A 26,171-nucleotide genomic window follows, 5' to 3' on the forward strand; every position below is an offset into this window, starting at 1 on the left:
GCGCGCGGGGATGACGTAGGCCCGAGCTTTGGCTATGCGGCCTCGCATCATGACCGAATACAGCTCCGATCTGCTCCGCCTGCTCGCCTCGCGCGGGTATATCCACCAGGTGACCGATGCCGCGGGCCTCGACGCGCTCGCCGCCAAGCAGATCGTGCCCGGCTATATCGGCTTTGATCCCACCGCGCCGTCGCTCCATGTCGGCAGCCTGGTGCAGATCATGCTGCTCCGCCGCCTCCAGCAGGCGGGCCACAAGCCGATCGTGCTGATGGGCGGCGGCACCGGCAAGATCGGCGATCCGAGCTTCAAGGACGAAGCGCGCAAGATGCTGACGCTCGACACGATCGGCAGCAACATCGCCTCGATCAAGACGGCGTTCGAGAATTTCCTGACCTTCGGCGATGGACCCACCGATGCGGTGATGGTCGACAATGCCGACTGGCTCGACAAGCTGGAATATATCCCGTTCCTGCGCGAGATCGGCCAGCATTTCTCGATCAACCGGATGCTGAGTTTCGATTCGGTGAAGCTGCGGCTGGACCGCGAGCAGTCGCTGAGCTTCCTCGAGTTCAACTACATGATCCTCCAGGCGTACGACTTCCTGGAGCTGTCGCGGCGCTCCGCCTGCCGCCTGCAAATGGGCGGATCGGACCAGTGGGGCAACATCGTCAACGGCATCGAGCTGTCGCGGCGCGCCGACGGCACTGATGTCTACGGCGTCACCACCCCGCTGATCACCACCGCAGACGGCGGCAAGATGGGCAAGACCATGTCCGGCGCGGTGTGGCTCAATCCCGAGCAGCTGCCGCATTACGACTATTGGCAGTTCTGGCGGAATACCGACGATCGCGACGTGGGCCGCTTCCTGCGGCTGTTCACCGACCTGCCGCTGGACGAGATCGCACGTCTCGAAGCCCTGGAGGGCGCGGAAATCAACGAGGCGAAGAAGATCCTCGCCAACGAGGCCACCGCCATGTGCCGCGGCCGCGCCGCGGCCGAGGAAGCCGCCGAGACCGCCCGCAAGACCTTCGAGGAAGGTGCCGCCGGCGGCGCGTTGCCGACCCTGGCGGTCAGCGGCGGCAGCATCAGCGTGGTCGACGCACTGGTCGGCCTCGGCTTCTGCGCGTCCAAGGGCGAGGCGCGGCGGCTGATCAAGGGCGGCGGCGCGCGTGTCGAAGGCGAGAAGATCGACGACGAGGCGGCCACGATCAACGTCTCGGGCGAGGTCCGCCTTTCGGCCGGCAAGAAGCATCACGGGCTGCTCACCCTCCAAAGCTAATGTCGCGTTTACCAGCTTCGTTTGGCACCCGTTCACTGCCGTAGGTTACCCTCTTCACGACTCTCCAGTGTGTGAAGAGGCGCGTGTGAGCGTACCGGGTGCCAAGCTGGCGAGCGCCGACGATCGTCTGGTGCATCGCGACGAAGTAGAGCACCGCACCCGTGCGGTCGGCCCCGATTCGAGATCGGTCGCCTTCCTGATCGTCAACGTTTCGCCGCAGGGGCTGATGGCGCGCTGCGAAGCGGCGTTCGAGGCCGGTGACCTGCTTCGCATCCAGCTGCCGGTTCTGGGCGAGACCGGTGCGGAAATTCGCTGGGCGCTGGGCGGGCGGGTCGGCTGCCAGTTTCTCCAGCCGATAGCGGCGGCCGATTATGTGCCGCTGGTCGCGATGATGCGCGCCAGATAGTCAGCCCGCGCGGAGCAGCCCGACCGCCGCATCGCGTTCGAACAGGTAGAGCGCCACCCGCGCCGCCTGCCCCCGTTCCCCCTGCAATCCGCCGTCGCGGTCCACCAGCAGGCGCGCGTCGCCGTTGGCCGCAGGCAGGAGCGACCCGAGCATGTCCGGCTCGGCCAGCCGGAACTGCATGTCGCCCGATTGCCGCGTTCCCAGAAGCTCGCCCGCGCCGCGCAGCCGCAGATCCTCCTCGGCGATGCGGAAGCCGTCATTGCTCTCGCGCATCAGCGCCAGCCGCGCCCGCGCCGTCTCGCTCAGATGATTGCCGCGCAGCAGCACGCAGACCGAACGCCCCCCGCCCCGCCCGACACGGCCGCGCAGCTGGTGCAGCTGGGCGAGGCCGAAGCGATCGGCATGCTCGATCACGATCAGCGTCGCATTCGGCACGTCGACGCCCACCTCGATCACCGTCGTCGCAACCAGCACGCCCAGTTCGCCGGCAGAGAAGCGCGCCATCACCGCGTCCTTTTCCGGCCCCTTCATCCGGCCGTGGATCAGCCCGACCTTGTCCCCGAAATGCGCCTGCAGCTCGGCCGCGCGCGCCTCGGCCGCGGCGAGGTCGCTCTTCTCGCTCTCTTCAACCAGCGGGCACACCCAATAGGCCTGGCCGCCACTCGCCAGATGCCGCCCCAACCCGCCGACCACTTCGCCCAGCCGCTCCTCGGAGATCACGCTGGTCTCGATCGGCTGGCGGCCCGGCGGCATCTCGTCGAGCCGGCTGACATCCATTTCGCCATATTGAGCAAGCGTCAGCGTACGCGGGATCGGCGTGGCCGTCATCACCAGCAGATGCGGTGGACGTTCCGCTTTCGCCTGGAGCATCATTCGCTGGGCGACGCCGAAGCGGTGCTGCTCGTCCACCACCACCAGCCCGAGGTCGCGATAGGTAACCCCCTCCTGAAAGATGGCATGGGTGCCGATCAGGATATCGATCTCGCCAGCGGCAAGGCCCATCAGCGTCGCCTCGCGCGCCTTGCCCTTGTCGCGCCCGGTGAGAATCGCGACGTTCACGCCGATGGCGCCCAGCGTGCGGCTCAGCGTCTCATAATGCTGGCGGGCGAGGATTTCGGTCGGGGCCAGCAACGCCCCCTGCGCGCGCGCCTCGGTGGCGATCAGCAGCGCCATCGTCGCCACCAGCGTCTTGCCCGAGCCCACATCGCCCTGCAGCATTCGCAGCATCGGCTGGGCCTGCGCCATGTCGCCTTCGATCTCGGCGATGGTGCGGCTTTGCGCACCGGTGGGCGCGTAAGGCAGCTTCAGCTTGTCGCGCAGCCGCCCGTCGCCGGCGAGCGGACGCCCGCGCTTCGCCCGCGCCTCGCCGCGAACCAGCAGCAGCGCCAGCTGGTTGGCGAACACCTCGTCATAGGCGAGTCGTTCGCGCGCCTTGGCGTCGGCCGGGTCGGCATGGATGCGGGCGATCGCCTCGCGCCAGTCGGGCCAGCCCTTCTGCGCCTTGAGGCTGGGTTCGATCCATTCGGGAAGCTCGGGCGCGCGTTCGATTGCCTGCGCCGCCAGCGCGGCGATCCGCTTGGAGGTGATGCCTTCCGAACAGGGATAGATCGCCTCGCGACCGCCGACGCTCTCCACCTGGTCGAGCGGCAGGACATGGTCCGGATGGACCATCTGCAGGTCCTGGCCATAATGCTCCAGCTTGCCGGAGACCCAGCGCGGTTCGTTCAGCGGCAGCAGCTTCTTGGCCCAGCCCGAGCTGCCGCCGAAATAGACGAGGCTGACATGGTTGCCCTTGGCGTCCACGGCCTGCACCCGCGCCGGCGAGCGGGGGCCGCCGCCGAATCGATATTGCACGGGCGTGAGCGTGATCGCGATCACCTTGCCCGAATCGGCCATGTCCAGTTCTTCGCGCGGCAGCCGGTCGACGAAACCCGTGGGCAGGTGGAAGGCGACGTCCACCACGCGCGCAAGCCCCAGCTTCTCCATCGGCTTGGCCAGCGCCGGGCCGATCCCCTTCAGCGCAGTGACTTCGGCGAACAATGGATTGAGAAGCTCGGGACGCATCGCCCCGCCCTATCGTGCGGCGGGGCGGCTGACAAATGGCGCTGCACCGGCGGCAGCGCCTTGGTCACGACTCAGGCGTTGAGGAAGATCGGGCTGTGGCTGGCGAGCGCGGCTTCGATCGCCTTCACCACTTCCGGCACCGACGAACCGATCACCACTTCATGATCCTTGCCGAACGAAATGACGCCGACGTCCTCGCCCGCCATGTTGATCGTGGTGACCGTGCGTACCGCTGCGATGTTGACGATCATCGGCTCGCCATTGATCGACTTCAGCATCACGAAACGCAGCTTGTTGGTCAAAGTGTCGCTCATCGTACCCTAGCCTTTTACCCCAAAGAGACGTCGACCCTAGCCCGCTTCGGTTAACAAGCCCTCCACACCTATACCCGGAAGACCACGCTGGCCTTTCCGCACCGGCATCCCTATCTGCCGTCCTCGTGATCAACCCCGTGTCGGCCGCGCCCTGGCGTGCAGCCGTCCGCCTGCCGTTGGGAAAGCCGTCATGGATCGTGAAACCCGCCTCAAGCGCCTCCGCTTCCGCAGCTGGCATCGCGGCACCAAGGAAGCCGATCTGCTGATCGGCGGCTTCTTCGACCAGCATGGCGAGCGCTGGTCCGACGAGGAAATCACGCTGTTCGAGACTCTGCTCGAAGAGCAGGATGTCGACATCATGGCCTGGGCAATGGGAACCGACACCGCGCCGGAGCGCTACCGGGGCACGATCCTCGATGCGCTCAAGACCCTGAACTACGTGCCCGTTTCCGAGTGACCCTCCGGATCTCCTGAGCCTGAGCGCCCGCGCATCCACCGCGGGCAAGGAGATCGATCCGAACGAGACCCCATGCCCGACCTGAAGACGATCCTTTCCGCCAAGCACCCGCTGACGCTTGCCGGCGTACCGAGCGGCTTCCTGCCTTGGATGTTGGCGGATGTTGCGCGCGCGAGCCGGATGGCCGTGTTCGTCGCCGCCGACGAGGCGGGCATGCGGGCGGTTGCGAGTACCGCGACCTTCTTCGCGCCCGAGCTGGAGGTTCTCAGCTATCCGGCGTGGGATTGCCTTCCGTACGATCGCGCCAGCCCGACGCTGCGGGTGATGGCGGAGCGGCTGGCGACGCTCCACGCGCTTCAGGGCAAGAGCGAGGCGCCACGCCTGCTCGTCACCACGGTCAACGCCGCTACGCAGCGCACCCTGACGCCGTTTCGCATTCGCCAGCTGGTCGCGCGCCTCGCGCCGGGCGAACGGATCGGCCTCGATAAGCTCGCCGCGCTGCTCCAGGCAAACGGCTATGTCCGCGTCGAGACGGTCAACGACCATGGCGAGTTCGCGGTGCGCGGCGGCCTGGTCGATCTGTTCCCGAGCGGCGCCGAGCAGGCGCTGCGGCTCGATTTCTTCGGCGACGAGATCGAAAGCGTTCGCACCTTCGATCCGCAGGACCAGCGCACGACCGGCCGGGTCGACGGCTTCACCCTGCTGCCCGCCAGCGAGGCGCTGCTCGACGAGGAAAGCATCAAGCGCTTCCGCAGCGGTTATCGCGACCGCTTCGGCGCCACCGCAACCGGCGATCCGCTCTACCAAGCGATCAGCGAGGGCCGCCGCCTCGCCGGGATGGAGCATTGGCTGCCGCTGTTCGAGGAGCGGCTGGAAACACTGTTCGATCATCTGCCCGGCAACGCCGTGCTCATCCGTGACAGCGGCACGCCGGCTGCCGCCGAGCAGCGCTTCGAGGCGATCAAGGACTATCAGGAGAACCGGATCCGCGCGCAGTCGGCCGATCCGGGCAGCTATCGCCCGCTCAAGGCCGGCGACCTCTATCTGCTCGCCAAGGAATGGCAGGCACAGGTCGATGCGCAGCCGATGCATCTGGCGACGCCGTTCCACGAGCCCGAATCGGCCCATGTCGTCGAGTTCGGCGTCGACGGCCCGCGCGACTTCGCACCCGAGCGCGCCGCTGCCAGCAACGTCTATGAAGCGGTGGTCGCCCACCTCAAGGCCCTGCGCAGCCAGGGCAAGAAGCCCGTGCTCGCCAGCTATTCGATCGGCGCGCGCGAGCGGCTGAAGGGGCTGCTCGAAGACCACGGCCTCACCGGCGCGGTGCCGGTCGATGGCTGGCAGCCCGCACTCGGCGTCGCCAATCCAAACGGCAGCGGGCTGCAGGTCGCGCTGCTCGTGCTGCCGCTCGACCATGGCTTCACCACGCCCGACGTGGCGGTGCTCACCGAACAGGACATGCTCGGCGACCGGCTCGTGCGCCGCGCCAAGCGCCGCAAGAATACCGACGCCTTCCTCCAGGAACTGGCGACGCTCTCCCCCGGCGACCTCGTCGTCCACCTCGATCACGGCATCGGCCGCTACGAGGGGCTGACCCAGATCCCGGTGCAGAAGGCGCCGCACGACTGCGTCGCGCTCGAATATGCCGGCGGCGACAAGCTCTACGTGCCGGTCGAGAATCTCGAAGTGCTGAGCCGCTACGGCTCGGGCGAGGAAGGCGCTGCGCTCGACCGGCTGGGCGGCGAGGCGTGGCAGCGCCGCAAGGCGCGGATGAAGGAGCGCATCCGCGAGATCGCGGGCGAACTCATCGCCACCGCAGCCCTGCGCGCCACCCGCGGCGCCGAGATCGCCGAGCCCGATCATGGCGGCTACCCCGCCTTTGTCGACCGCTTTCCCTTCGAGGAAACCGACGACCAGGATCGTGCGATCGGCGATGTGCTCGGCGATCTCGCCGCGGGCCGACCGATGGACCGGCTCGTCGTCGGCGATGTCGGCTTCGGCAAGACCGAGGTCGCGCTGCGCGCCGCCTTCGTCGCGGCGATGGCCGGCATGCAGGTGGCGGTGGTGTGCCCCACCACCCTGCTCGCCCGCCAGCATTACAACAACTTCAAGACGCGCTTTGAAGGCTTCCCGCTCGAGATCGGCCGCCTTTCGCGTCTCGTCACCGCCGGCGAGACCAAGAAGGTGAAGGACGGGCTCGCCGCGGGCACGATCGACATCGTCGTCGGCACCCATGCCGTGCTGGCGAAGAATATCGAGTTCAAGCGGCTCGGCCTCGTCATCGTCGACGAGGAGCAGCGCTTCGGCGTCACCCACAAGGAGCGGCTCAAGGCGCTCAAGACCGACGTCCACGTCCTCACCCTCACCGCCACGCCGATCCCGCGCACGCTGCAGATGGCGATGAGCGGGCTGCGCGAGCTGTCGGTGATCCAGACGCCGCCCGTCGATCGCCTCGCGGTGCGCACCTATGTGATGCCCTGGGACCCCGTCGTGCTGCGCGAGGCGCTGCTCCGCGAACATTATCGCGGCGGGCAGAGCTATTTCGTCACCCCGCGCATCGCCGACCTGCCCGAGATCGAGGAATTCCTCCGCAACGAGGTGCCCGAGGTCCGCTATGTCGTGGCGCACGGCCAAATGTCGCCTACCGAAGTGGAGGAACGGATCTCCGCCTTCTATGACCGCAAGTTCGAGGTGCTGGTCTCGACCACCATCGTCGAGAGCGGGCTTGACATCCCGAGTGCCAACACGCTGATCATCAACCGCGCGGACAAGTTCGGCCTCGCCCAGCTCTACCAGCTGCGCGGCCGCGTCGGCCGGGCCAAGACGCGCGCCTATGCGTACATGACCACCCCGCCCCAGCGGCAGATGACCGAGGCGGCGGAAAAGCGGCTCAAGGTGCTGTCCGACCTCGAGAGCCTGGGCGCGGGCTTCCAGCTCGCCAGCCACGATCTCGACATTCGCGGCGCCGGCAATCTGCTGGGCGACGAGCAGTCGGGGCATATCAAGGAAGTCGGCTACGAGCTCTACCAGTCGATGCTGGAAGAGGCGATCATGGACGCCAAGGCCGGCGGCATCCGAGACGACAGCCGCCCGAAGGACCTGTCGCCACAGATCACCGTCGACGCGCCGATCATGATCCCCGAGGACTATGTCCCCGATCTCGACCTGCGCATGGGCCTCTATCGCCGCCTCAACGAAGTGGAGGATACCGATGGCATCGAGAGCTTCGCCGCCGAGCTGATCGACCGCTTCGGCAAGCTGCCCGAGCCGACCGACAACCTGCTGCGCCTGATCGAGACCAAGCTGAACGCCAAGAAGGCGTGCATCGCCAAGCTGGATCTGGGGCCGAAGGGCGCGCTGGTGTCGTTCCACAACGACCACTTCCCCAACCCCGCCGGGCTGATTGCCTATGTCGAGAAGCTGGGCGAGACCGCGCGGCTGCGGCCCGACATGAAGCTGGTGATCAACCGCGCCTGGGCCAACCCGGCGGCGCGGCTGCACGGCGCGCTGCAGCTTTCGCGCGGGCTTGCGCGCGCCGCGGGCTGATTTGCCTCAGCTGCTGTGGTCGGCGATGATCTTCCACCCGCCGGCCTCATGGTGCAGCACTAGGCTGGTGGGGCCGGAAGCGCTGTGCCCGTCCGGATAGCGCAGCGTGTAGCGGCCAATGTACAGGGCATAGTCACGCCCGAGCGGGCGATAGTCGAGACGCTCGATGGCAAGCGTTCCGCGCTTAACTGGATCCGAAAAGTCGTATTTCGCGCGGTATCGGGCGATCATCGCCGTCTTGCCGCGCACCACCCCTTCGTCAGCTACGAAGCTGGTATCGGGATTTTCTGAATAAACCTCCATAAATCGCTCTACATCACCAGCATTCCATCCAGCGACACTTCCGGCGATGGCCTTGTCGATCGCGTTCTCGTCGACACCGCCCGCCATCATCAGCAATCCCAGCAAAATCATTCGTTAACTCCCTTCACCAGCTGTTGAACGTCGTGCCCGCATGAATATCGCATCTATTCTTCTTGATATTACAAACGATGCGCCGCGAATACTATAAATAACAATCGTTTTCACAAGGCATATCGCGACTTGCGGTACCAAGAATCTGCACACACCGGAATTATACTTACCAGGCCCACCCGTCCCTTGGACCATACTATGATGCTTAAGAATGGTTTGCCGTACCAGCGGCCGACCATGTTTCAAGGACAGGAAAGGATCGGCCACGTGCCCGAACAGATGACGTCGCGGCTGAGCTTCATGGAGTTGGACGAGGCCCAGCGTGCCACGCTGCGTGCCACCCAGCCCTGGGTCGAGGCGACGCTGGGCGACGCGCTGGATCGCTTCTATGCGCGCGCTGCCGCCACCCCCGAGACCTCCCGCTTCTTCCGCGACCAGGCCCATATGGGCGTTGCCAAGGCCGCGCAGCAGAAGCACTGGGCCCGGATCGCCGCCGGCGAGTTCAACGCCGACTATCACGCTAGCGCCCGTCGTATCGGCGCCACCCATGCGCGGATCGGGCTGGAGCCGCGCTGGTATGTTGGCAGCTATGCCATCGTGCTGCAGGGCCTGATCGCCGGTGTGCACCGGCTGAACAACCCGTTCAAGCGCATGCTACGCCTGTTTCGCGGCCCCAGTTCGGAGAAGGCGACCATCGCGCTGGTGAAGGCCGCGCTGCTCGACATGGAAGTATCGCTCTCGATCTACTTCGAGGAAGCGCAGGCCGAGCGGGAGGCTGCAATCGCCGCGTTCGAGAAGGCGCTGAACGCCTTGGCGGACGGCGACCTGACCAATGAGCTTGGCGGGTTGCCGACGAGCTTCGCGGCGCTGGAGAAGAGCTACAACAAGACGCTGAACCGCATCCGTGAGATGATTGCCTCGGTCAGCGACGGCACGATGCGCATCCGCTCGGGCATCAACGAGATCTCGCAAGCTGCCGAAGATCTTTCGCGCCGCACCCAGGGCAATGCCGCGAGCCTGGAGGAAACGACCGCTGCCGTTTCGCAGATGGACGCGCGCTCCCGTTCGACGGCCGAGGCCGCTCGCCACACGGTTGAACGGGCGGATCAGGCGATCGACGTCATCGGCCTTGGCCGCGCGACTGCCGACGAAGCGGTCCAGGCGATGACGCGCGTCTCCCAGAGCGCCAAGGGCATCGACAGCGTCATCGAAGGTGTCGACAAGATCGCCTTCCAGACACGCGTTCTGGCGATGAACGCCGCCGTCGAGGCAGGCCGTGCAGGTGAGGCGGGACGCGGCTTCGCGGTCGTCGCCGATCTCGTCTCGGCGCTGGCGATGCGCGCCGAGGAAGAGGCGGGCCGTGCACGCGAACAGCTCACCATGACCCAAGCGGAGATCGTGACGGCGGTCGATGCGGTGCAGAAGGTCGATGGCGCGCTCGCCGATATTTCCGGCAATGTCAGCCAGGTGCATGACCTTCTCGGCAGCATGGCGACCGACAACGGCGCGCAGTCGACCGCGATCAGCGAGATTTCCAACGCTGTGGGCGCCATGGACCGATCCACCCAGCAGAATGCCGCGATGGTGGAGCAGACCTCGGCCGCCGCGCAGAACCTCGCGAACGAGGTGAGCGAGCTCGCCAGCCTTGCCTCGCAGTTCCGGACGGAAAAGACTGGCGCGCGCTTCGGCGGCTACCGGCCGCTGCCCGCAGCGGCGGTGCCGGCGCTCATCCGGCCGGACCTTTAAGCCCGTGGCCGGCGCTCACCAGTCGCGCACGAGCGCGGCGAGCGCCGGCACGTCGATCGGCGGCGAGCACAGGAAGCCCTGAAAATACTGGCAGCCTTCCTTGGCCAGCAGGTCGAGCTGCTGCTCCGTCTCCACACCTTCCGCGACTACCGCGAGGCCCAGCGAACGGGCCATGTCGATCACCCCGCGCACCACGATCCGGTCGCGCGCGGAGCCGGTGATCTCGTGCGAAAGCTTCTTGTCGATCTTCAGATAGTCGAGCGGCAGCGCCTTCAAATAGGCGAGGCTGGAATAGCCCGTGCCGAAATCGTCGATTGCGACGCGACAGCCCGCCGTGCGCAGATCCGAAAGCAGCGCCGCCGCGTCGCTCAAATCGGCCATGATGCCGCTTTCGGTGATCTCCAGCGTGAGCCTGTGGCGCGGAAAACCCGTCGCATCGACCCAGCGCAGCAGGCTCTCGCCGAAGCCCGCGCGCCCCACATCGCCCGCGGTGACGTTGATCGACAGCCGCAGCGTCGCCAGCGATCGCGGCCAATGCGCCGCGATGGTCAGCGCGCGACGCTGGACATGCTCACTGAGCACGCCCGACAGTCCGGCGCGATCTGCCGCCGCGAACAGCGGTTCGGCACCGATCTCGCCATGCTGGGGGTGCTGCCAGCGCGCCAACGCCTCCACGCCGGTGATCTGGCCGGTCGCCACGGCAACCTGCGGCTGGAACAACACGCCGATCTCACCACGCTCGATGCCGCGTCGCAAGTCCCCGATCAGAGACTCAATCGAAGGGCCGCTTCCCGGCCGCGCTGCGCCTTCCCCGAGCAGGGTTTCGCTCGCCCGGCGCAGCAGGCTGGCCGCGCCGTCGCCCGCAACGCTTTCCGTCAGCACCACCTTGGCGCCGAGATGGACGAGCTCGCCCGCGGCGACGAACGGGCGCGCCAGCGCCTCCTCGATGCGCCGCGCGGCATTGCGCAGCGCGGGCGTGCCGGGATCCACCGCAGCCGCAAGGAAATCGGATCCGCCAATCCGCGCCACCACCACGTCCGAGCCGAGCGTTTCGCGTGCTGCCTCGGCAACGCGGCGGGAGACACCGCGGAGCAGCTCGTCGCCGGCCGGCCGGCCATAGGCGGTATTGATCGTGTCGAAGCGGGTAAGCCCTACCAGCACCAGGCCGATCCGCTGCCCCTTCTCCATCGCCCGATCGATCCAGCGCCGCGCGCTGGGGGCATCGCGCGCGCCGGTCAACACGTCGCGAACCGCCGCCCCGGCATCCGGCGTCATGCCCAGCGGCTCGACCAGGGCATCAATCTGGCCGGTTTCCGCGTCATATTGGAGATGCTGCACCACCCTGCCCTTGCCCGGCAGATCATGCGCGAAGGCAGTCGATCCCGCCTCGCGCAACCGCCGCAGGGCGGCCCAGGCGAGCCGCCGGTCGGACAGCGCAAGCCGGCCGAACAACGCCCGCGGGCCCGGCGCCTCGGGCAGATCGAGCAATTGTGCCAGTGCCGGCGTCAGTTCGATTGAGCCTGCGGCCGGATCGAACCGCCAGCCCAACGGGTTCGACGTGCTCGTTCCCTGCCCCGCCCAGCCGGAAAGCCGTTCGACATAACGCTCGGCGAACCGGATCGCATGGGCGATCGCAGCGGAGGACATCGGGCTGCCGAGAAAGTGCGTCGCCCCCGCCTCGTAGAAGCGACCCATGTGAACGGTGTCGCTCTGCGACACGAGGATCAGCAGCGCCGCGCCATAGGCCTTGATCGTCGGGCCGAGCAGCCGCGCCGCGTCCAGCCCCTCGGTCATCGCACCGCGTGCATCGATCACCGCCACGGAGGCGCCGCTCGCCAGGAAACGCGTTTCCAGCCCTTCGCTGCGCCGCGCCGCCACGACCCGCCAGCCGCCTCCCGCCGCCGCCGCCGCCACTTCGTCGCGCTGCCGAAAAGAAAGCACGAAGACGGGAACTTCCGGCGCGGGCGCTGTCGTCGGGACGATCGTGAAACCTTCTTCCATAAGGCTTCGATAGCGGCTCGATGCGCGCTCGGCTATCCAAGCCTTGTGCACCGCGGGCGAACGCCCTACCTCGAAGGCTATGGCCAGCGCCCCCGCCCTTGCGACGCCGCCCTCGCTGGTCGATCGCCATGGTCGTGCGATCCGCTATCTGCGTATCTCCGTGACCGACCGCTGCGATCTGCGCTGCCGTTATTGCATGGCGGAGCACATGTCCTTCCTCCCGCGGGACGCCGTACTCAGCCTTGAGGAGCTGGCGGCGATCGCCCGCCGGTTCGTCGATCGCGGCGTCACCAAGATCCGCCTGACCGGCGGCGAACCGCTCGTCCGCCGCAACATGATGACGCTGGTGCAGCAGCTCGGCGCGCGGATCGGCCATGGCCTGCGCGAGCTCACCCTCACCACCAACGCGACGCGCCTGACCGACTTCGCCGCTGATCTGGCCGCCGCCGGTGTGCGCCGCATCAACGTCAGCCTGGACAGCCGCGATCCCCAGACCTTCCGCTATATCACCCGCCATGGGGATGTGGCGCAGGTGCTGGCGGGTGTCGCCGCGGCTCAGGCCGCCGGAATGCGCGTGAAGATCAACATGGTGGCACTGCGCGGCCTGAACGAAGACGAGATCGCGCCGATGCTCGCCTGGGCGGCAGCCAACGACATGGACCTGTCGCTGATCGAGACCATGCCGCTGGGCATGATCGACGAGGACCGCGCCGATCGCTTCCTGCCGCTGCCGGAGGTGCTGACAAGGCTGAAGGGCGACTTCGACCTTACGGCCGATTCGCACGACAGCGGCGGACCGGCGCGATACTGGCGTGTGGGCGGGAGCAACAGCCGGCTGGGGCTGATCTCGCCGCTGACCAACAATTTTTGCGCAAGCTGCAATCGCGTTCGGCTCTCGACCGACGGACGGTTGCACATGTGCCTGGGGCATGAGGATTCGGTGGACCTGAAGGCAGCGATTCGCGAGGGCGGGCTGGAAGCGGTGGACGAGGCGATCGACCGGGCGCTGGCCGCAAAGCCGGAACGGCATGACTTCCGCATCGAGGCCGGCGCCGCGCCTGCGGTTGCCCGCCACATGAGCGTGACCGGCGGATGAGCGCCACCAAGCCGCGTGCATTGCTGGCCTCTCCCACCGCCCCGGCGCAAACCGCGGCGGAGGAACTTCGGCAGACCTATGACTGGGTGCCGATCGACCAGGCGGAGGAAGTCGTCGCCTTGGGCGGCGATGGCTTCATGCTGCAGACGCTGCACGCCATGCTGGAACGGCGACGGCTGCTGCCCGTGTTCGGGATGAATCTCGGCACGGTCGGCTTCCTGATGAACGACTGGGGGCTGGACGGCCTCACCCAGCGGCTCGAGCGTGCCCGTCCCTTCCGCGTGGCGCCGCTGGCGATGACCGCGACAACGGTGGAGGGCGAAACCTGCGTCCTGCCCGCGATCAACGAAGCCTCGTTGCTCCGCGAAACGCGCCAGACGGCCAAGCTGGAAGTGACCATCAACGGCCGAATCGTGATTCCCGAACTGGTGTGTGACGGCATCCTCGTCGCGACGCCGGCGGGCTCGACGGCGTATAATTTTTCCGCCCAGGGGCCGATTCTCCCGCTCGGGTCGGCGCTGCTTGCCCTCACCCCGATCAGCCCCTTCCGCCCGCGGCGCTGGCGCGGCGCGATCCTGCCGGAGAAGACTCGCATCGATATCCGCGTACTGGAGGCCGAAAAGCGCCCCGTGAGCGCGGTCGCCGACCAGCGCGAGATCCGCGAAGTCGCCCACGTCCATGTCGAGATCGACCGCATGCGCGACCTCACGCTGCTGTTCGATCCGGAGCACGCATTGGACGATCGGATAACGATGGAACAATTTATTGCATAAGACCCCTTGCGCCTTTCGAAAACCCGGTGCTAAAGGCGCGCCTCCCGACGCGGTGACCCACCGCCGAGGGGTTGACCAGAGTGGTCCCCGATAGCTCAGCGGTAGAGCATTCGACTGTTAATCGAATGGTCGTAGGTTCGAATCCTACTCGGGGAGCCATCTCTAGTCTGCCGGTTCGAAGGCGAAGCATTCCCGGATCTGCCGGTTGAAATAGCTTCCCTTCGATCCCGCTGCGGCAAGCCCCGCCACCACGCCTTCCGGTACATTCAGATAGCAATAGCGTCGTCCGCTCGTGAACAGCAGGACCAGCCGCCGCGCGTCCGAATCATAGCTCCAGTTGCGAATCACGCTTGAGGACATGTGCACCAAACGCAACGCACCCGTCCGGCGTTGCGCTTGCGACTCGGCGGGGGCGCTGCGATGGTGGGGCGATGGAAAATCTCGACGCGTTCATCGCCGGCCTGCCCAAGGCCGAACTCCATCTCCACATCGAAGGCAGCCTCGAGCCCGAGCAGATGTTCGAGTTCGCCCGCCGCAACGGCGTGGCCATCCCCTATGACAGCGTCGAGGCGGTGCGTGCTGCCTATCAGTTCTCGAACCTGCAGGACTTTCTCGACATCTATTATGCCGGCGCCGACGTGCTGCGCACCGAGGCGGACTTCCGCGACCTTGCGCTCGCCTATTTCGAGCGCTCCGCCGCGGACGGCGTCCGCCACGCCGAGATCTTCTTCGATCCGCAGACCCACACCGCGCGCGGCATCACGATGGGTACCGTCGTCGAGGGGCTGCTGGCCGGCATGGCGGAGGCCGAAGCGCGGCTGGGAATCACCTCGCAGCTGATCCTCTGCTTCCTGCGGCATCTCGACGAGGAAGATGCCTTCAAGACGCTCGCCGAGGCCGAACCCTGGCTCGATCGCATCGCCGGCGTGGGCCTCGATTCCTCCGAGCTCGGCCATCCGCCGTCGAAGTTTGCCCGGGTGTTCGCGGCAGCGGCGGAGAAGGGCCTGAAGCGCGTCGCCCATGCCGGCGAGGAAGGCCCGGCTGCCTATGTCCATGAGGCGCTGGACCTGCTCCAGGTCGACCGGCTCGACCATGGCAATCGTAGCCTCGACGATCCCGCGCTGGTCGCCCGGCTGGCGCGCTCGGCCATGACGCTCACGGTCTGCCCGTTGTCCAACGTGAAGTTGTGCAATGTTGAGACCATCGACGCGCACCCGATCGATCGCATGCTCGAGCTGGGTCTTCGCGCCACCGTGAATTCGGACGATCCTGCCTATTTCGGCGGCTATGTCGGCGAGAACTACCGCGCCGTTGCCCGTGGCCGCGGCCTGAGCAAGCAGCAACTCGCCACGCTGGCCCGCAACAGCTTCCTGGGCTCGTTCCTGCCCGACGAGGCGGTTGCGGCCCACTGCGCGGCGATCGACGCCTGGGTGGCGGAGATGGCGTGATGGGCGAGATCGTCTTCACGCACTTCGCCCATGAGCAGCTCGTCGCCGGCGTCCACGCGATCGCCGAGGCGGTGGCAGAATGGTCCCCCACCCTTCTCGTCGGCGTGGGGCGCGGCGGTCTCACGCCGGCGGTCTATCTCTCGCACCGTATCGGGCTGCCGCTCGTGTCGATCGACCATTCGACCCGGATCGCGCAGTTCGGCGAGGCGCTGGTCGCGGTGCTGGCGCAGCGCACCCGCGACGGTGAGCGGCTGCTGTTCGTCGAGGACATCAACGACAGCGGCAAGACGATCGGCGAGCTGCGCGCCGCGCTGGCGGCCCAGGGCGCCGTCGCCGGGCAGGTTCGCTTTGCGGTGCTGCTCGACAATGTCCGCTCGTCCCAGCGCATCGACTATGGCGCGCAGACGATCGATCGGGCCGTGCAGAAGGATTGGTTCGTCTTCCCCTGGGAAGCCATGGCGCCCCAGACTTCGCTCGACAAGGATGCGCGCGAAGTCCCCGATCGTCTTGCTTGACAGCCGCTGTTCAGCAACCGTCAATCGCACCTGTGCCACGCCTCATCGCGAGAATGCGCGGGAGAGTTTCGCCGGCTCGCGCGTTCGAGGGGCATGCGGCGACGTTTACTGTTTGGAAGTGTCGGAGGAACAATGCCAATTTCATCACAGAAGGGCCGGCGGCTGGCAGCACTCGGCCTGATGGTCGCGGGCAGCCTCTCGCTCGCATCGTGCATGACCGCCACGCCCTACCAGCCCGCCTCGGCGAGCGGATCGGTGCGCAACGGCTATTCGGACGAGCAGATCGAAGAGAATCGCTTTCGCGTGAGCTTCTCGGGCAACAGCCTGACCTCGCGCGAAACGGTGGAACGCTATTTGCTCTACCGGTCGGCGGAGCTGACCCTGCAGAGCGGCTACGACTATTTCCTGCTCGCAAATCGCGATACGGAAAAGAAGACCCAGACCTATGCGACGCCGGGCGTCGGCGGCGCGGGTTTTGGTGGCCCCTGGGGCTATTGGAACCCGTATTGGCGCTACTACAGCCCGCGCTGGGGCTGGCGCAGCTGGGACCCGTTCTGGGGCGATCCCTTCTTCGATCGCAACGTCGATATCCGCACGGTGGATCGCTATGAGGCAATGGCGGAGATCGTGATGGGCAAGGGTCCCAAGCCCGCCGACAACATCCGCGCCTTCGACGCGCGCGAGGTGAAGGAACGGCTGGGGCCGAAGATCCAGATGCCGCAGACCCGCTGATCGCGGCCTACGGAGAAACAGAAAGGGCGGCGCCGGAGACACCGGCGCCGCCCTTTTCTTTGGTGCCCCCCTCCCGCAAGCGGGAGGGGAACGCAGGTGGTTACGCCACCTGGCCGTGGCAGTGCTTGTACTTCAGCCCCGAACCGCACGGGCACGGCGCGTTGCGGCTGACCACGCCCTCCCACTGCGACGGATCGGTGCCATAGTCGTCGCCCGCGGGCTGCGGGATGCCGAGCGGTGGCAGGCGGGTGGTGACCAGCCCGGCCGAGCCGCCGTCCCAGTCATTGGTGTTGTCCATCCCGGTCAGCGGATCGATATGGGTGGTCAGGAACGCCGGCAGCTCCGGCAGCTCCGGCGGCGGCGCCATGCGGAACTGGGCGAAGGCCATGGTGCGCGTCACGTCCTCGCGGATCGTGTCGAGCATCCGCTGGAACATCGAAAACGCCTCGTGCTTGTACTCGTTGATCGGCGTCTTCTGCGCATAGGCACGCAGGTGGACGACCTGGCGCAGCGCGTCGAGCATCGCGAGATGCTCCTTCCAGTGATGATCCAGGTTCTGGAGCAGGATCGACTTCTCGATCGAGGTCCAGGTTTCCGGCTCGAGATCCGCCGCCTTCTCGGCGATCGCAGCGTCGGCCGCCGCGCGGATGCGCTCCTCCAGGATCTCCGGATCGATCGCTTCCTCGTCCTTCATCCACTGGTCGACCGGCAGGTCGAGGTTGAGGGTATCTGCCAGACGCTCCTTCAGCCCTGCAATGTTCCACTGCTCGGGATAGCTGTTCGGCGGGCAGGCCTCGCCGACGATCGCGTTCACGGTCTCGTGGCGCATGTCCTCCACCACATGGCCGACCGTATCGGCGTCCATGATGTCGGCGCGCTGCTCGTAGATCACCTTGCGCTGATCGTTCATCACGTCGTCATATTCCACGACCTGCTTGCGCACGTCGTAATTGCGCGCCTCGACCTTGCGCTGCGCGGTCTCGATCGCCTTGCTGAGCCAGCGCGACGGCGGCATCGCCTCGCCGTCCTCCAGGCTGGAGCGCATCATCCGCGAGAACAAGGTGTTCGAGCCGAAGATGCGGAGCAGATCGTCGTCGAGGCTGAGATAGAAGCGGCTGAGGCCCGGATCGCCCTGGCGGCCCGAGCGGCCGCGCAGCTGGTTGTCGATCCGGCGGCTCTCGTGGCGCTCGGTGCCGAGCACGAACAGACCGCCGGCGGCCTTCACCTTCTCCTTCTCCTCCGCGACCTCGGCCTTGATCCGCTCGATCGCGGCATCGCGCTCGGGGCCGTCCGGCATGTCGCGCAGCTCGTCAGCAACGCGGAACTCGACGTTGCCGCCCAGCTGAATGTCGGTGCCGCGGCCCGCCATGTTAGTGGAGACGGTCACCACACCCAGGCGACCCGCCTGCGCGACGATATGGGCCTCGCTCTCGTGGAAACGGGCGTTGAGCACCTCATGCTTCACACCCTCGCGATGGAGGAATTCGGAGAGCAGCTCGGACTTCTCGATCGAGACGGTGCCGACCAGCACCGGCTGGCCGCGCTCGGCATGTGCCTTGATCGTCTTGGCGATGCCGGCGAACTTGTCCTCGGTCGACTTGTAGAAGGTGTCTTCCTCGTCGATCCGCTGCACCGGCAGGTTGGTCGGGATGGTGACCACGTTCATCTTGTAGATGTCGTAGAATTCGGCCGCCTCGGTCGATGCGGTGCCGGTCATGCCACCCAGCTTGGGGTACATGCGGAAATAGTTCTGGAAGGTGATCGAGGCGAGCGTCTGGTTCTCCGGCTCGATGTTCACGCCTTCCTTGGCTTCCACCGCCTGGTGCAGGCCGTCCGACCAGCGGCGGCCGTCCATCATGCGGCCGGTGAACTCGTCGATGATGACGATCTTGCCGTCCTTGACGATATAGTCGGTGTCGCGCTTGAACATCACGTTGGCACGCAACGCCTGGTTCAGGTGGTGGACGACCTGGGTGTTCTCGAAATCATACAGGTTCGCGCCGACCAGCACCCCGGCATCCTCGAGCAGCCGCTCGACCGTTTCGGTGCCTTCCTCGGTCAGCACGATGGTACGCTGCTTCTCATCCTTCTCGTAGGTCGAAGCATCGAGCTGCTTCACGACGGCATCGACCTTCATGTACAGCTCGGACCGATCGTCGGTCGGACCGGAGATGATCAGCGGCGTGCGCGCCTCGTCGATCAGGATCGAATCGACCTCGTCGACGATCGCATAGGCGAACGGGCGCTGCACCATGCTCGCGCGGTCGTACTTCATGTTGTCGCGCAGATAGTCGAAGCCGAACTCGTTGTTCGTGCCGTAGGTGATGTCCGAGGCATAGGCGTCGCGCCGCTGCTGGTCGGAGAGGTTGGGCACGATCACGCCGGTGGTGAGGCCCAGGAAGCCATAGACCTGCGCCATCCACTCCGCGTCGCGGCGGGCGAGATAGTCGTTCACGGTGATGACGTGGACGCCGTCGCCCGGCAGCGCGTTGAGATAGGTGGCGAGCGTCGCCACCAGCGTCTTACCTTCGCCGGTGCGCATCTCGGCGATCTCGCCGCGATGGAGCACGATGCCGCCGATCATCTGCACGTCATAGTGGCGCTGGCCGATCACGCGGCGGGCCGCCTCGCGCACCGTGGCGAATGCCTCCGGCAGCAGGTCATCGAGCTTGGCGCCGTTGGCGAGCTGTTCGCGGAACTTGATCGTCTGCGCGGCCAGCGTGTCATCGTTCATCGCCTGGAGCGCGGGCTCGAAGCTGGCGATCTTCTGGACGATGGGCTTGAGCGACTTGACGTAGCGATCGTTGGACGAACCGAAAAGCGACTTGGCAATACCGCCGAACATGCGAATTCCTGACCTGTTAGGATGGGGTGCGCGACGGCTGCCGGAACCGGCCGAGCCATCGTGTGCGTGCCGCGCCATGCGCGCGGCGACGGAAGGAAAAGCGGCCCGGCGCCCGGGCCGAAAAGGCTATTCGCGCCGCTGCTCGAAGGCGAGGCGAAGCGCAGGCCGCGGCGCGGCGGCAAGGTGAAACACCGGAAGCGCGATGACGCGGGAAAGGGCCGGCAGGGCCGCTGCAGCAGCGACGATGTGGCGCGAGGGCTGAACCGCCGCCTGCGCCGCTTCCGCCAGACGCACCACCGCCACACCCTGCACCGGACGCAATCCACGGTCACCCGACCCGCCGGTCAGGCTCGCGAAAAACGCAGTGAGGAGCAGCAGCAGTTCCAAGCGAAACCCTGTGGTACACGGTGTTGATGTCGCAACCGACGGGCAGCAACGCACGACACATAGGGACCGACGCACGGTTCGTCTAATCAAAAGCTAGGGCTGCTGTACGAGTTCGGCACCACGCGTCGCGGTGCAACAGTCATCAATTGCGCCCACCCCGTGTCCGTGCACCGACGATCCTGCAAGGCGATTACCAAAAGCATTGATCTTTGCCCCCCCATGCACGAAGCACGCGCCGCATTCTAATCGGAGGCATTCTCTTGTCCACCAGCACCTCCCCGCTCGCGCTGCCCTTCCCCGCCCTGCCCGCGATCGCCGGCGTGACGCCGCGCGTCGCCCGTGCGCGGTACAAGAACTGGGATCGCTGCGACCTCACCTTCGTCACGTTCGACGAAGGCACCAGCGTCGCGGGCGTGCTGACCACGAGCAAATGCCCGTCGCCCGAGGTGGAATGGTGCCGCAAGGCCCTGCCGCTCGGCAAGGCCCGCGCGCTGGTGGTGAATGCCGGCAACTCCAATGCCTTCACAGGCAATCGCGGCCGCGCCGCGGTGGAGGCAATCGCCGCCCGGACGGCCCAGCACCTCGGCTGCGAACCCTCGGACGTGTTCGTCTCGTCGACCGGCGTGATCGGCGTGCCGCTGCCGATCGACAAGGCGGAAGCAGGGCTCGATGCGGCCTATACGGCGGAGCCGTGCACGTGGGAGGACGCCGCCGCGACGATCATGACCACCGACACCTTCGCCAAGGGCGCGGTGACCACCGCAATCGTCGACGGGCGCACGGTCACGCTGGCGGGCATCATCAAGGGATCGGGCATGATCGCGCCGGACATGGCGACGATGCTCGGCTATGTCTTCACCGACGCGGCGGTGGACCCGGTGTTCCTCCAGCGCGCGCTGAGCGACGCCAACGGCGCCACCTTCTCCTGCATCACCGTCGACGGGGATACGTCGACCAGCGACACCGTCCTGGCCTTCGCCACCGGCAAGGCAGGCAACGCCCCGCTGACCAGCGACGAGGATGCCGGCGCCGACGCCTTCCGCGCTGCGCTCGCCGATCTGTGCCGCCAGCTTGCACTGCTCGTTGTCCGCGACGGTGAAGGCGCGCAGAAGCTGATCGCGATCACGGTCGAGGGTGCCGAGAGCGATCGCAGCGCGCACCGCATCGCCATGTCGATCGCCAATTCGCCGCTGGTGAAGACGGCGATCGCCGGCGAAGATGCGAACTGGGGGCGCGTGGTGATGGCCGTCGGCAAGGCTGGCGAACCCGCCGAGCGCGACAAGCTCGCGATTCGTTTTGGCACCACCCAGGTCGCGCGCGAGGGGCTGGCGGTGGAAGGCTATGACGAAGCGCCGGTCGCCGCACACCTCAAGGGGCAGGAGATCGAGATCGGCGTGGACCTTGGCCTTGGCGATGGTCGCGCCATGGTTTGGACCTGCGACCTGACGCACGGCTACATCTCGATCAACGCCGACTATCGGAGCTGAGCACCATGCACCGCCATCATGCCGCCGTCTCCGCGCTGATGCGCACCGTGGCCGAGGCGGTGGTGATGCCGCGCTTCCGCAACCTCGCCGCGGACGAAGTGCTGGAAAAGACGCCCGGCGAGCTGGTCACGATCGCCGATCGCGAGGCCGAGGAGCGACTGACCGCAGGGCTTGCGACGATCGACGGCGACGCGGTGATCGTCGGCGAGGAGGCCTGTGCGGCCAATCCGGCGCTGATGGACCAGGCCACCGCCGCGCGCGCCTGGATCATCGATCCCATCGACGGCACGGCCAACTTCGCCGCCGGGCAGCCGCCCTTCGGCATCATGATCGCGCTGGTCGAGGATAGCGTCACGCAGGCCGGCTGGCTGTACGATCCGGTGGCCGGCCGGATGTGCCATGCGGTGCTGGGCGGCGGCGCGTTCCTGAACGACGGGGCAGTACGGGCCCGCGCGAGCGGCGCCGCGCGTCCGCTTGCGGCCGTGTCGAAGGTCGGCCAGTCCGAGGAGGAACATGCCGCCCGCGCCGCGCGGTTCGGCAGCACCTTCGAGCTGGTGCCCCTGCCCCGCTGCGCCGCCGAAAACTATCCGCGGCTGGTGCTGGGGCAGAACGACGTCGCCGTGTTCCGGCGGACGCTGGTATGGGATCACGCGCCGGGCGTGCTGTTTCTGACCGAAGCCGGGGGCTATGTCGGCCGATGGGACGGCAGCCCTTATCGGATCGGCGACGACGGCGTCGGCATCGTCGCGGCCGCTACACCCGAGCTGGGCGAACGCGCGACCGAGCGGCTGTTCGGTTGATCCTCGCATTCCCCTCTTGGACACGGGAGGGGAATGCGAGGGCGGCAGGCAATCAGATCTCGCGCTCGATCCACTGCTTGATCGCGCTCTTCGGCAGTGCGCCGACCTGCGTCGCGGCCTGCTGGCCATTCTTGAACAGGATCATCGTCGGAATGCCGCGCACGCCGTACTTGGTCGGCGCATCGGGATTGTCGTCGATGTTGATCTTCACGATCTGCACCTGCTCCGCCAGCTCCTCGGCGAGCTCTTCAAGCGCGGGGCCGATCATGCGGCACGGGCCGCACCACTCGGCCCAGAAATCGACGAGGACGGGCTTGTCCGCCTGCAGCACGTCGGTTTCGAAAGTGGCGTCGGTAGTCGCCCGTGTGGCCATGTCGTAATCTCCTGAACTTCGTGTTGGTCGGCTATCTATGATCGCCGGGGCCGTCGCTCAAGCGCATGGGCCCAAGCTTTGCTCCTACTCCGCGTAGCCGGGCTTGTGCCTGTCGAGAAGGGCCTCGGGCAATGCGTAGAGCACCGGACCGGCGGAATAAAGCAGTGCCGCATCCACCGCACGCTCCGGGAAGATCACCCGCAGCGCCGCGACATAGGCGGACATCTGCCGCAGATGGTAGGGCGGCACGTCGTCCAGCGACGCCGGTGCCCGGCGACCGGTCTTAAAATCGATCACGCGCACGCGATCGGGCCGCACGACCAACCGGTCCACCGTGCCCGACACGACTACCCCATCGGCGACCACCGCCGCGATCGGCGCTTCGCCCAGTGCTTCGGGGCCGAACAATTCGGCGAAGCGCGGGTCTTCGGTCACCGCCAGTGCCGCATCGATCAGCGCCGCACGCGCGCCGGCATCGGCCATTCCACCCGCACCCGCCAGCCAGCGGTCGGCCGCCGCACGCCGCTCGGCCGCCGCGACGCCCGGCAAGCGCTCGAACAGCGCGTGGAGCAAGCGTCCGCGCTCGGCGGCAGCCCGCATCGCCGGGCCCGGCGGCGGATCGGAAACCTGGTCGTCGCCCAGTGACGAAGGCGCAAGCGGACGCGGCGGCCGCGCTTCCTGCGGCGCCGGTGCGTGCAGCCAGCCCGGCACCACCGGTGGAGGCGCTGCTTCCGCTACCGGCGGAGGCGCAACGGGGCGCACCGGGGCCTGCGGCACGACGCCGTGAAATTCGCGCACGCCGGCTTCGTCCAGCGGCACACCCAGCGCATCGAGCGCGGCAGCGCTGGCGGCATACCAGCTGGCCTTGGGCGGCTCGCCCTTGGCCTGCGGCCCCAGCGCACCGGCGATCACCAGCCGCTCCTCGGCCCGCGTCGCCGCAACGTAGAACAGGCGCCAATGCTCCTGCAGCTCACGCGCGTCGGCTTCCGCCAGCGCCTCGGCCAGCGCGCCGTCGCGCTCTGCGCTACGTGGCCGGAAGATAGGAAACTTCTCTTCGCCCTCCGGCGCCCATTTGAGGAAGCTGCGCGGGCTGCGCGTCGGATCCACGGTGGCATCGGCGAGGATCACCAGCGGCGCCTGCAGCCCCTTGGATCCGTGCGCCGTCATCACCCGCACCGCCGGCTGTGGCTGGGCGGCATCGCGCACGATCTCCACATCGCCGCGGTCGAACCAGTCGAGGAATCGCTGGAGCGAGGGAGTCGCCCTTGTCTCGAAGGTCAGCGCGGCGTTGAGCAGCTCCTCAATCGGATCGCGCGCTTCCTCCCCCAGCCGCAGCAGCAGCTTGCGCCGCCCCTGCATCGGGCCGGAGAGAATTTCCTCAAGGAAGCGATAGGGCGTGGCCAAGTCGGCTCGGCGCAGCAGCTCGTACAGCGGCGCCAGCTTCTCCGCCGGCTGGGTCTCGCGCAGGTGCCGCCACAGCCCGCCGCGCTCGCGCACGGCCCCCGCCATCAGCTCCTCCTGGCTCCAGCCGATCAGCGGCGAGACCAGCAGCGCGGCCAGCGAGAGGTCGTCCTCGGGCTGCAGCGCAAAGCGGATCGCCGCCAGCAGATCCTGCACCGCCAGCGGCGCATTGAGCCGCAGCCGGTCTACGCCGGCGACGGGCACACCTTCCGCATAGAGCCGCGCGACGACCAGTGAGGCGAGTTCGCCGCGGCGCTTGACCAGCACCATCACGTCACCGGGCGCGAGCATCCGCCCCTTGGCCGACAGCGGCAGCGTGCCGATCCAGCCCTTGATCGCCCGCGCGATCCGGGCGGCGAGCGCGCGGGTGGCATCACCGATCCACTCCTCCTCGTCCGCCTCGCCGCCCCCTTCGATCACCGGCGGCCACAACGTCACCGTGCCGGGACCGGGCACTTCGCTCGCGTGCGGCTCGCTGTCGCTCATCGGCCCCATGCCGGGCTCCGGCAACAAGCCAAGCGCAGTATCGACGAACTCCAGCACCGGCCGGGTCGAGCGGAAGCTGTGGGTCAGCGACAGCTGCTCGAGATCGCGGATCTCGGCCTCGTAATCGCTCGGGATATTCGCCAGTCGCTTGAACCGCTCGAACGCCGCTTGGAAAAAGATCGGATCGGTGCCCTGGAAGCCGAAGATCGCCTGCTTGTAATCCCCCACCGTGAACAGCGTGCGCAACCGGTCGCCGCGCGCGCCTTCGCCGGCAAAGAACTCGTCGGCCATGGCGGAGACGATCGCCCATTGCCGCGGATTGGTATCCTGCGCCTCGTCGATCAGCACGTGCTCGGTCACCTGGTCGAGCTTGTAGCGCACCCACTCGCCCATGCCCTCCTGGCGGAGCAGCGCGATGGTGCGGCCGATCAGATCGTCGAAGTCCACCGCCCCCAGCCTGCGCTTGGCGGCGGCATAGGCACGAGCATATTCCCGCCCCGCTTCCAGCCCGCGGGCGAGCAGATCGACATAGCCCGCGCGTAGCTGCATCGCGAGCAGCTCGCCGCATCGACCATGCAGCCGCATCGCCGCTTCGGCATAGTCGGGATCCTGCGGCGCCTGGCCCTTGGCGAAGCTGCGCGGTTCGCCCTTGGCGGTCGCCCAGACGAGGTGGAGCTGGTCCAGTGTCGCCGCCCGTTCCTCGGCCGACCGGCCGAGCCAGCCGGCGATCACATCGGCGCGGTCCAGCCCCCGCGCGGTGCCCCACGCCGTATTGGCAGCTGCGATATTGCGTAGCGTTCGCACATCGAAGCCATCATCGCAGCAGCTTGTTGCAAGCGATTCGCGAATATCGCCGGCCGGCAGATCGAACGCGCGGCGCAGCCAAGGCTTGATGCCGACGGGCAGTGCCTCCAGCGCCTCGCCTGCCCGCGCGCATTCCTGCAAAAACCCTTCCGCCCCGCCCTCACCCAGCCGCAGGCTCAGCGCGCCGACCGCCTCGATTACGCCTTCGCGTCCTTCGCGACGAGCATCGACGAGCATTTCCGCCAGCGTCTCGCGCGCCAGCACCGCTTCCTCGCGGGCTTCAAGCGGCCGGAAGCCGGGAACGAGCCCGGCTTCGATCGGGAAGGCAGCAAGCAGCGACTGGCAGAAGCTGTGGATCGTCTGGATGCGAATGCCGCCCCCCGGCGCATCCAGCACCTTGGCGAACAGCGTGCGCGCCCGCGCCCGGCTGTCCGGGCCGATGCTCTCGCCCAGCGCTGCCAAGTCGGCTGCCAGTTCCTCGTCCCTGGCGCGTACCCAAAAGGCCAGCCGGCCGGTGATCCGCTCGGACATCTCCGCAGCGCCGGCCTTGGTAAAGGTAAGGCACAAGATCGCCGACGGGTCCGTGCCCGCCAGCAGCAGCCGCCACACGCGCGCGGCGAGCACCTGCGTCTTGCCGGTGCCGGCCGAGGCAGACAGCCAGATATGCCGTGTAGGGTCACTGGCGCGCTTCTGGTTGCCCTTCAGCGGGTGGAGCTTGGTGGGGCTGCGGCTCATGC

At 67.3% G+C, this 26,171-nt stretch carries 21 protein-coding genes and 1 tRNA gene; 13 read left to right on the forward strand and 9 right to left on the reverse strand.

The genetic code is table 11. The features are described from left to right. Nucleotides 1-49 precede the first annotated feature (49 nt). Nucleotides 50-1,279, forward strand: a complete 1,230-nt coding sequence (tyrS, locus tag V7E00_RS08520; RefSeq protein WP_333572191.1) for a tyrosine--tRNA ligase — start codon at nucleotides 50-52, stop codon at nucleotides 1,277-1,279. Between the two features lie 85 nt (nucleotides 1,280-1,364). Continuing rightward, nucleotides 1,365-1,685: a PilZ domain-containing protein gene (locus V7E00_RS08525; RefSeq protein WP_333572192.1), complete on the forward strand. Its 321-nt coding sequence runs from the start codon at nucleotides 1,365-1,367 to the stop codon at nucleotides 1,683-1,685. Here V7E00_RS08525 and recG read toward each other — a convergent pair whose 3' ends face one another. Then, nucleotides 1,686-3,749, reverse strand: a complete 2,064-nt coding sequence (recG, locus tag V7E00_RS08530; protein ID WP_333572193.1) for an ATP-dependent DNA helicase RecG — start codon at nucleotides 3,747-3,749, stop codon at nucleotides 1,686-1,688. Between the two features lie 71 nt (nucleotides 3,750-3,820). Continuing rightward, nucleotides 3,821-4,063: a hypothetical protein gene (locus tag V7E00_RS08535; protein WP_333572194.1), complete on the reverse strand. Its 243-nt coding sequence runs from the start codon at nucleotides 4,061-4,063 to the stop codon at nucleotides 3,821-3,823. A gap of 190 nt (nucleotides 4,064-4,253) precedes the next feature. Between V7E00_RS08535 and V7E00_RS08540 the strand changes: the two genes are divergently transcribed. Both V7E00_RS08540 and mfd read left to right on the forward strand, forming a co-directional pair. Beyond that, complete coding sequence (locus V7E00_RS08540) at nucleotides 4,254-4,520, forward strand: FAD assembly factor SdhE (protein WP_333572195.1); 267 nt, start codon at nucleotides 4,254-4,256, stop codon at nucleotides 4,518-4,520. A gap of 72 nt (nucleotides 4,521-4,592) precedes the next feature. Further along, nucleotides 4,593-8,066: a transcription-repair coupling factor gene (gene mfd / locus V7E00_RS08545; protein WP_333572196.1), complete on the forward strand. Its 3,474-nt coding sequence runs from the start codon at nucleotides 4,593-4,595 to the stop codon at nucleotides 8,064-8,066. A gap of 6 nt (nucleotides 8,067-8,072) precedes the next feature. Here the strand turns inward: mfd and V7E00_RS08550 are convergent, their stop codons facing one another. Then, nucleotides 8,073-8,480 (reverse strand): YybH family protein, encoded by a 408-nt coding sequence (locus V7E00_RS08550; RefSeq protein ID WP_333572197.1) that lies wholly within the window; start codon nucleotides 8,478-8,480, stop codon nucleotides 8,073-8,075. A 279-nt stretch (nucleotides 8,481-8,759) separates the two neighbouring features. Here V7E00_RS08550 and V7E00_RS08555 point away from each other — a divergent pair, with 279 nt between their 5' ends. Next, nucleotides 8,760-10,226 (forward strand): methyl-accepting chemotaxis protein, encoded by a 1,467-nt coding sequence (locus tag V7E00_RS08555; protein WP_333572411.1) that lies wholly within the window; start codon nucleotides 8,760-8,762, stop codon nucleotides 10,224-10,226. A 15-nt stretch (nucleotides 10,227-10,241) separates the two neighbouring features. On the opposite strand, the gene V7E00_RS08560 is transcribed toward V7E00_RS08555, so the two are convergent. After that, nucleotides 10,242-12,227: a putative bifunctional diguanylate cyclase/phosphodiesterase gene (locus V7E00_RS08560; protein ID WP_333572198.1), complete on the reverse strand. Its 1,986-nt coding sequence runs from the start codon at nucleotides 12,225-12,227 to the stop codon at nucleotides 10,242-10,244. Between the two features lie 79 nt (nucleotides 12,228-12,306). Here V7E00_RS08560 and moaA point away from each other — a divergent pair, with 79 nt between their 5' ends. The 3 genes from moaA to V7E00_RS08575 all read left to right on the forward strand — a co-directional run bounded on the left by moaA (nucleotide 12,307) and on the right by V7E00_RS08575 (nucleotide 14,255). After that, nucleotides 12,307-13,323 carry a GTP 3',8-cyclase MoaA gene (gene moaA / locus V7E00_RS08565; protein ID WP_333572199.1) on the forward strand — a complete coding sequence of 339 codons (1,017 nt, stop codon included), beginning with the start codon at nucleotides 12,307-12,309 and terminating at the stop codon, nucleotides 13,321-13,323. Then, complete coding sequence (locus V7E00_RS08570; RefSeq protein ID WP_333572200.1) at nucleotides 13,320-14,096, forward strand: NAD kinase; 777 nt, start codon at nucleotides 13,320-13,322, stop codon at nucleotides 14,094-14,096. The genes moaA and V7E00_RS08570 overlap by 4 nt, the downstream gene beginning before the upstream one ends. Nucleotides 14,097-14,180: 84 nt before the next feature. Further along, a tRNA-Asn gene (locus V7E00_RS08575) sits at nucleotides 14,181-14,255 on the forward strand. A 3-nt stretch (nucleotides 14,256-14,258) separates the two neighbouring features. Here the strand turns inward: V7E00_RS08575 and V7E00_RS08580 are convergent. After that, nucleotides 14,259-14,444: a KTSC domain-containing protein gene (locus V7E00_RS08580; protein ID WP_333572201.1), complete on the reverse strand. Its 186-nt coding sequence runs from the start codon at nucleotides 14,442-14,444 to the stop codon at nucleotides 14,259-14,261. Nucleotides 14,445-14,527: 83 nt separating this feature from the next. Between V7E00_RS08580 and V7E00_RS08585 the strand changes: the two genes are divergently transcribed. From V7E00_RS08585 to V7E00_RS08595, 3 genes are all read left to right on the forward strand, one after another. Continuing rightward, a complete protein-coding gene (locus V7E00_RS08585; protein ID WP_333572202.1) occupies nucleotides 14,528-15,544 on the forward strand; it encodes an adenosine deaminase in 1,017 nt (338 codons plus the stop codon). Next, entirely contained in the window at nucleotides 15,544-16,059 is a 516-nt protein-coding gene (locus tag V7E00_RS08590) for a phosphoribosyltransferase (RefSeq protein ID WP_333572203.1), read from the forward strand. The genes V7E00_RS08585 and V7E00_RS08590 overlap by 1 nt, the downstream gene beginning before the upstream one ends. Nucleotides 16,060-16,191: 132 nt before the next feature. After that, nucleotides 16,192-16,791 carry a CC0125/CC1285 family lipoprotein gene (locus V7E00_RS08595; protein WP_333572204.1) on the forward strand — a complete coding sequence of 200 codons (600 nt, stop codon included), beginning with the start codon at nucleotides 16,192-16,194 and terminating at the stop codon, nucleotides 16,789-16,791. A 100-nt stretch (nucleotides 16,792-16,891) separates the two neighbouring features. Here V7E00_RS08595 and secA read toward each other — a convergent pair whose 3' ends face one another. Together secA and V7E00_RS08605 are read right to left on the reverse strand one after the other, a co-directional pair. Beyond that, nucleotides 16,892-19,636 (reverse strand): preprotein translocase subunit SecA, encoded by a 2,745-nt coding sequence (gene secA, locus V7E00_RS08600; protein ID WP_333572205.1) that lies wholly within the window; start codon nucleotides 19,634-19,636, stop codon nucleotides 16,892-16,894. 126 nt (nucleotides 19,637-19,762) lie between these two features. After that, nucleotides 19,763-20,023 (reverse strand): hypothetical protein, encoded by a 261-nt coding sequence (locus V7E00_RS08605; RefSeq protein ID WP_333572206.1) that lies wholly within the window; start codon nucleotides 20,021-20,023, stop codon nucleotides 19,763-19,765. Nucleotides 20,024-20,283: 260 nt separating this feature from the next. Here V7E00_RS08605 and argJ point away from each other — a divergent pair, with 260 nt between their 5' ends. Then, on the forward strand, nucleotides 20,284-21,510 hold the full coding sequence (argJ, locus tag V7E00_RS08610; RefSeq protein WP_333572207.1) for a bifunctional glutamate N-acetyltransferase/amino-acid acetyltransferase ArgJ: 1,227 nt from the start codon (nucleotides 20,284-20,286) through the stop codon (nucleotides 21,508-21,510). 5 nt (nucleotides 21,511-21,515) lie between these two features. Then, nucleotides 21,516-22,310 carry an inositol monophosphatase family protein gene (locus V7E00_RS08615; RefSeq protein ID WP_333572208.1) on the forward strand — a complete coding sequence of 265 codons (795 nt, stop codon included), beginning with the start codon at nucleotides 21,516-21,518 and terminating at the stop codon, nucleotides 22,308-22,310. A gap of 52 nt (nucleotides 22,311-22,362) precedes the next feature. Here V7E00_RS08615 and trxA read toward each other — a convergent pair whose 3' ends face one another. Then, a complete protein-coding gene (gene trxA, locus V7E00_RS08620; protein WP_333572209.1) occupies nucleotides 22,363-22,683 on the reverse strand; it encodes a thioredoxin in 321 nt (106 codons plus the stop codon). A gap of 84 nt (nucleotides 22,684-22,767) precedes the next feature. Further along, nucleotides 22,768-26,169 (reverse strand): double-strand break repair helicase AddA, encoded by a 3,402-nt coding sequence (addA, locus tag V7E00_RS08625; protein WP_333572210.1) that lies wholly within the window; start codon nucleotides 26,167-26,169, stop codon nucleotides 22,768-22,770. Between the last annotated feature and the right edge of the window lie 2 nt (nucleotides 26,170-26,171).

The organism is Sphingomonas sp. (assembly GCF_036731925.1).
Taxonomy (GTDB): domain Bacteria; phylum Pseudomonadota; class Alphaproteobacteria; order Sphingomonadales; family Sphingomonadaceae; genus Sphingomonas.

Coding starts and splice junctions, on each gene's coding strand:
- tyrS (WP_333572191.1), top strand. CDS start 50: ATGACCGAATACAGCTCCGATCTGCTCCGCCTGCTCGCCTCGCGCGGG.
- mfd (WP_333572196.1), top strand. CDS start 4,593: ATGCCCGACCTGAAGACGATCCTTTCCGCCAAGCACCCGCTGACGCTT.
- V7E00_RS08590 (WP_333572203.1), top strand. CDS start 15,544: ATGGGCGAGATCGTCTTCACGCACTTCGCCCATGAGCAGCTCGTCGCC.
- V7E00_RS08585 (WP_333572202.1), top strand. CDS start 14,528: ATGGAAAATCTCGACGCGTTCATCGCCGGCCTGCCCAAGGCCGAACTC.
- V7E00_RS08550 (WP_333572197.1), bottom strand. CDS start 8,480: ATGATTTTGCTGGGATTGCTGATGATGGCGGGCGGTGTCGACGAGAAC.
- V7E00_RS08570 (WP_333572200.1), top strand. CDS start 13,320: ATGAGCGCCACCAAGCCGCGTGCATTGCTGGCCTCTCCCACCGCCCCG.
- V7E00_RS08560 (WP_333572198.1), bottom strand. CDS start 12,227: ATGGAAGAAGGTTTCACGATCGTCCCGACGACAGCGCCCGCGCCGGAA.
- recG (WP_333572193.1), bottom strand. CDS start 3,749: ATGCGTCCCGAGCTTCTCAATCCATTGTTCGCCGAAGTCACTGCGCTG.
- addA (WP_333572210.1), bottom strand. CDS start 26,169: ATGAGCCGCAGCCCCACCAAGCTCCACCCGCTGAAGGGCAACCAGAAG.
- trxA (WP_333572209.1), bottom strand. CDS start 22,683: ATGGCCACACGGGCGACTACCGACGCCACTTTCGAAACCGACGTGCTG.
- V7E00_RS08595 (WP_333572204.1), top strand. CDS start 16,192: ATGCCAATTTCATCACAGAAGGGCCGGCGGCTGGCAGCACTCGGCCTG.
- moaA (WP_333572199.1), top strand. CDS start 12,307: ATGGCCAGCGCCCCCGCCCTTGCGACGCCGCCCTCGCTGGTCGATCGC.
- V7E00_RS08540 (WP_333572195.1), top strand. CDS start 4,254: ATGGATCGTGAAACCCGCCTCAAGCGCCTCCGCTTCCGCAGCTGGCAT.
- V7E00_RS08535 (WP_333572194.1), bottom strand. CDS start 4,063: ATGAGCGACACTTTGACCAACAAGCTGCGTTTCGTGATGCTGAAGTCG.
- secA (WP_333572205.1), bottom strand. CDS start 19,636: ATGTTCGGCGGTATTGCCAAGTCGCTTTTCGGTTCGTCCAACGATCGC.
- V7E00_RS08555 (WP_333572411.1), top strand. CDS start 8,760: ATGACGTCGCGGCTGAGCTTCATGGAGTTGGACGAGGCCCAGCGTGCC.
- V7E00_RS08615 (WP_333572208.1), top strand. CDS start 21,516: ATGCACCGCCATCATGCCGCCGTCTCCGCGCTGATGCGCACCGTGGCC.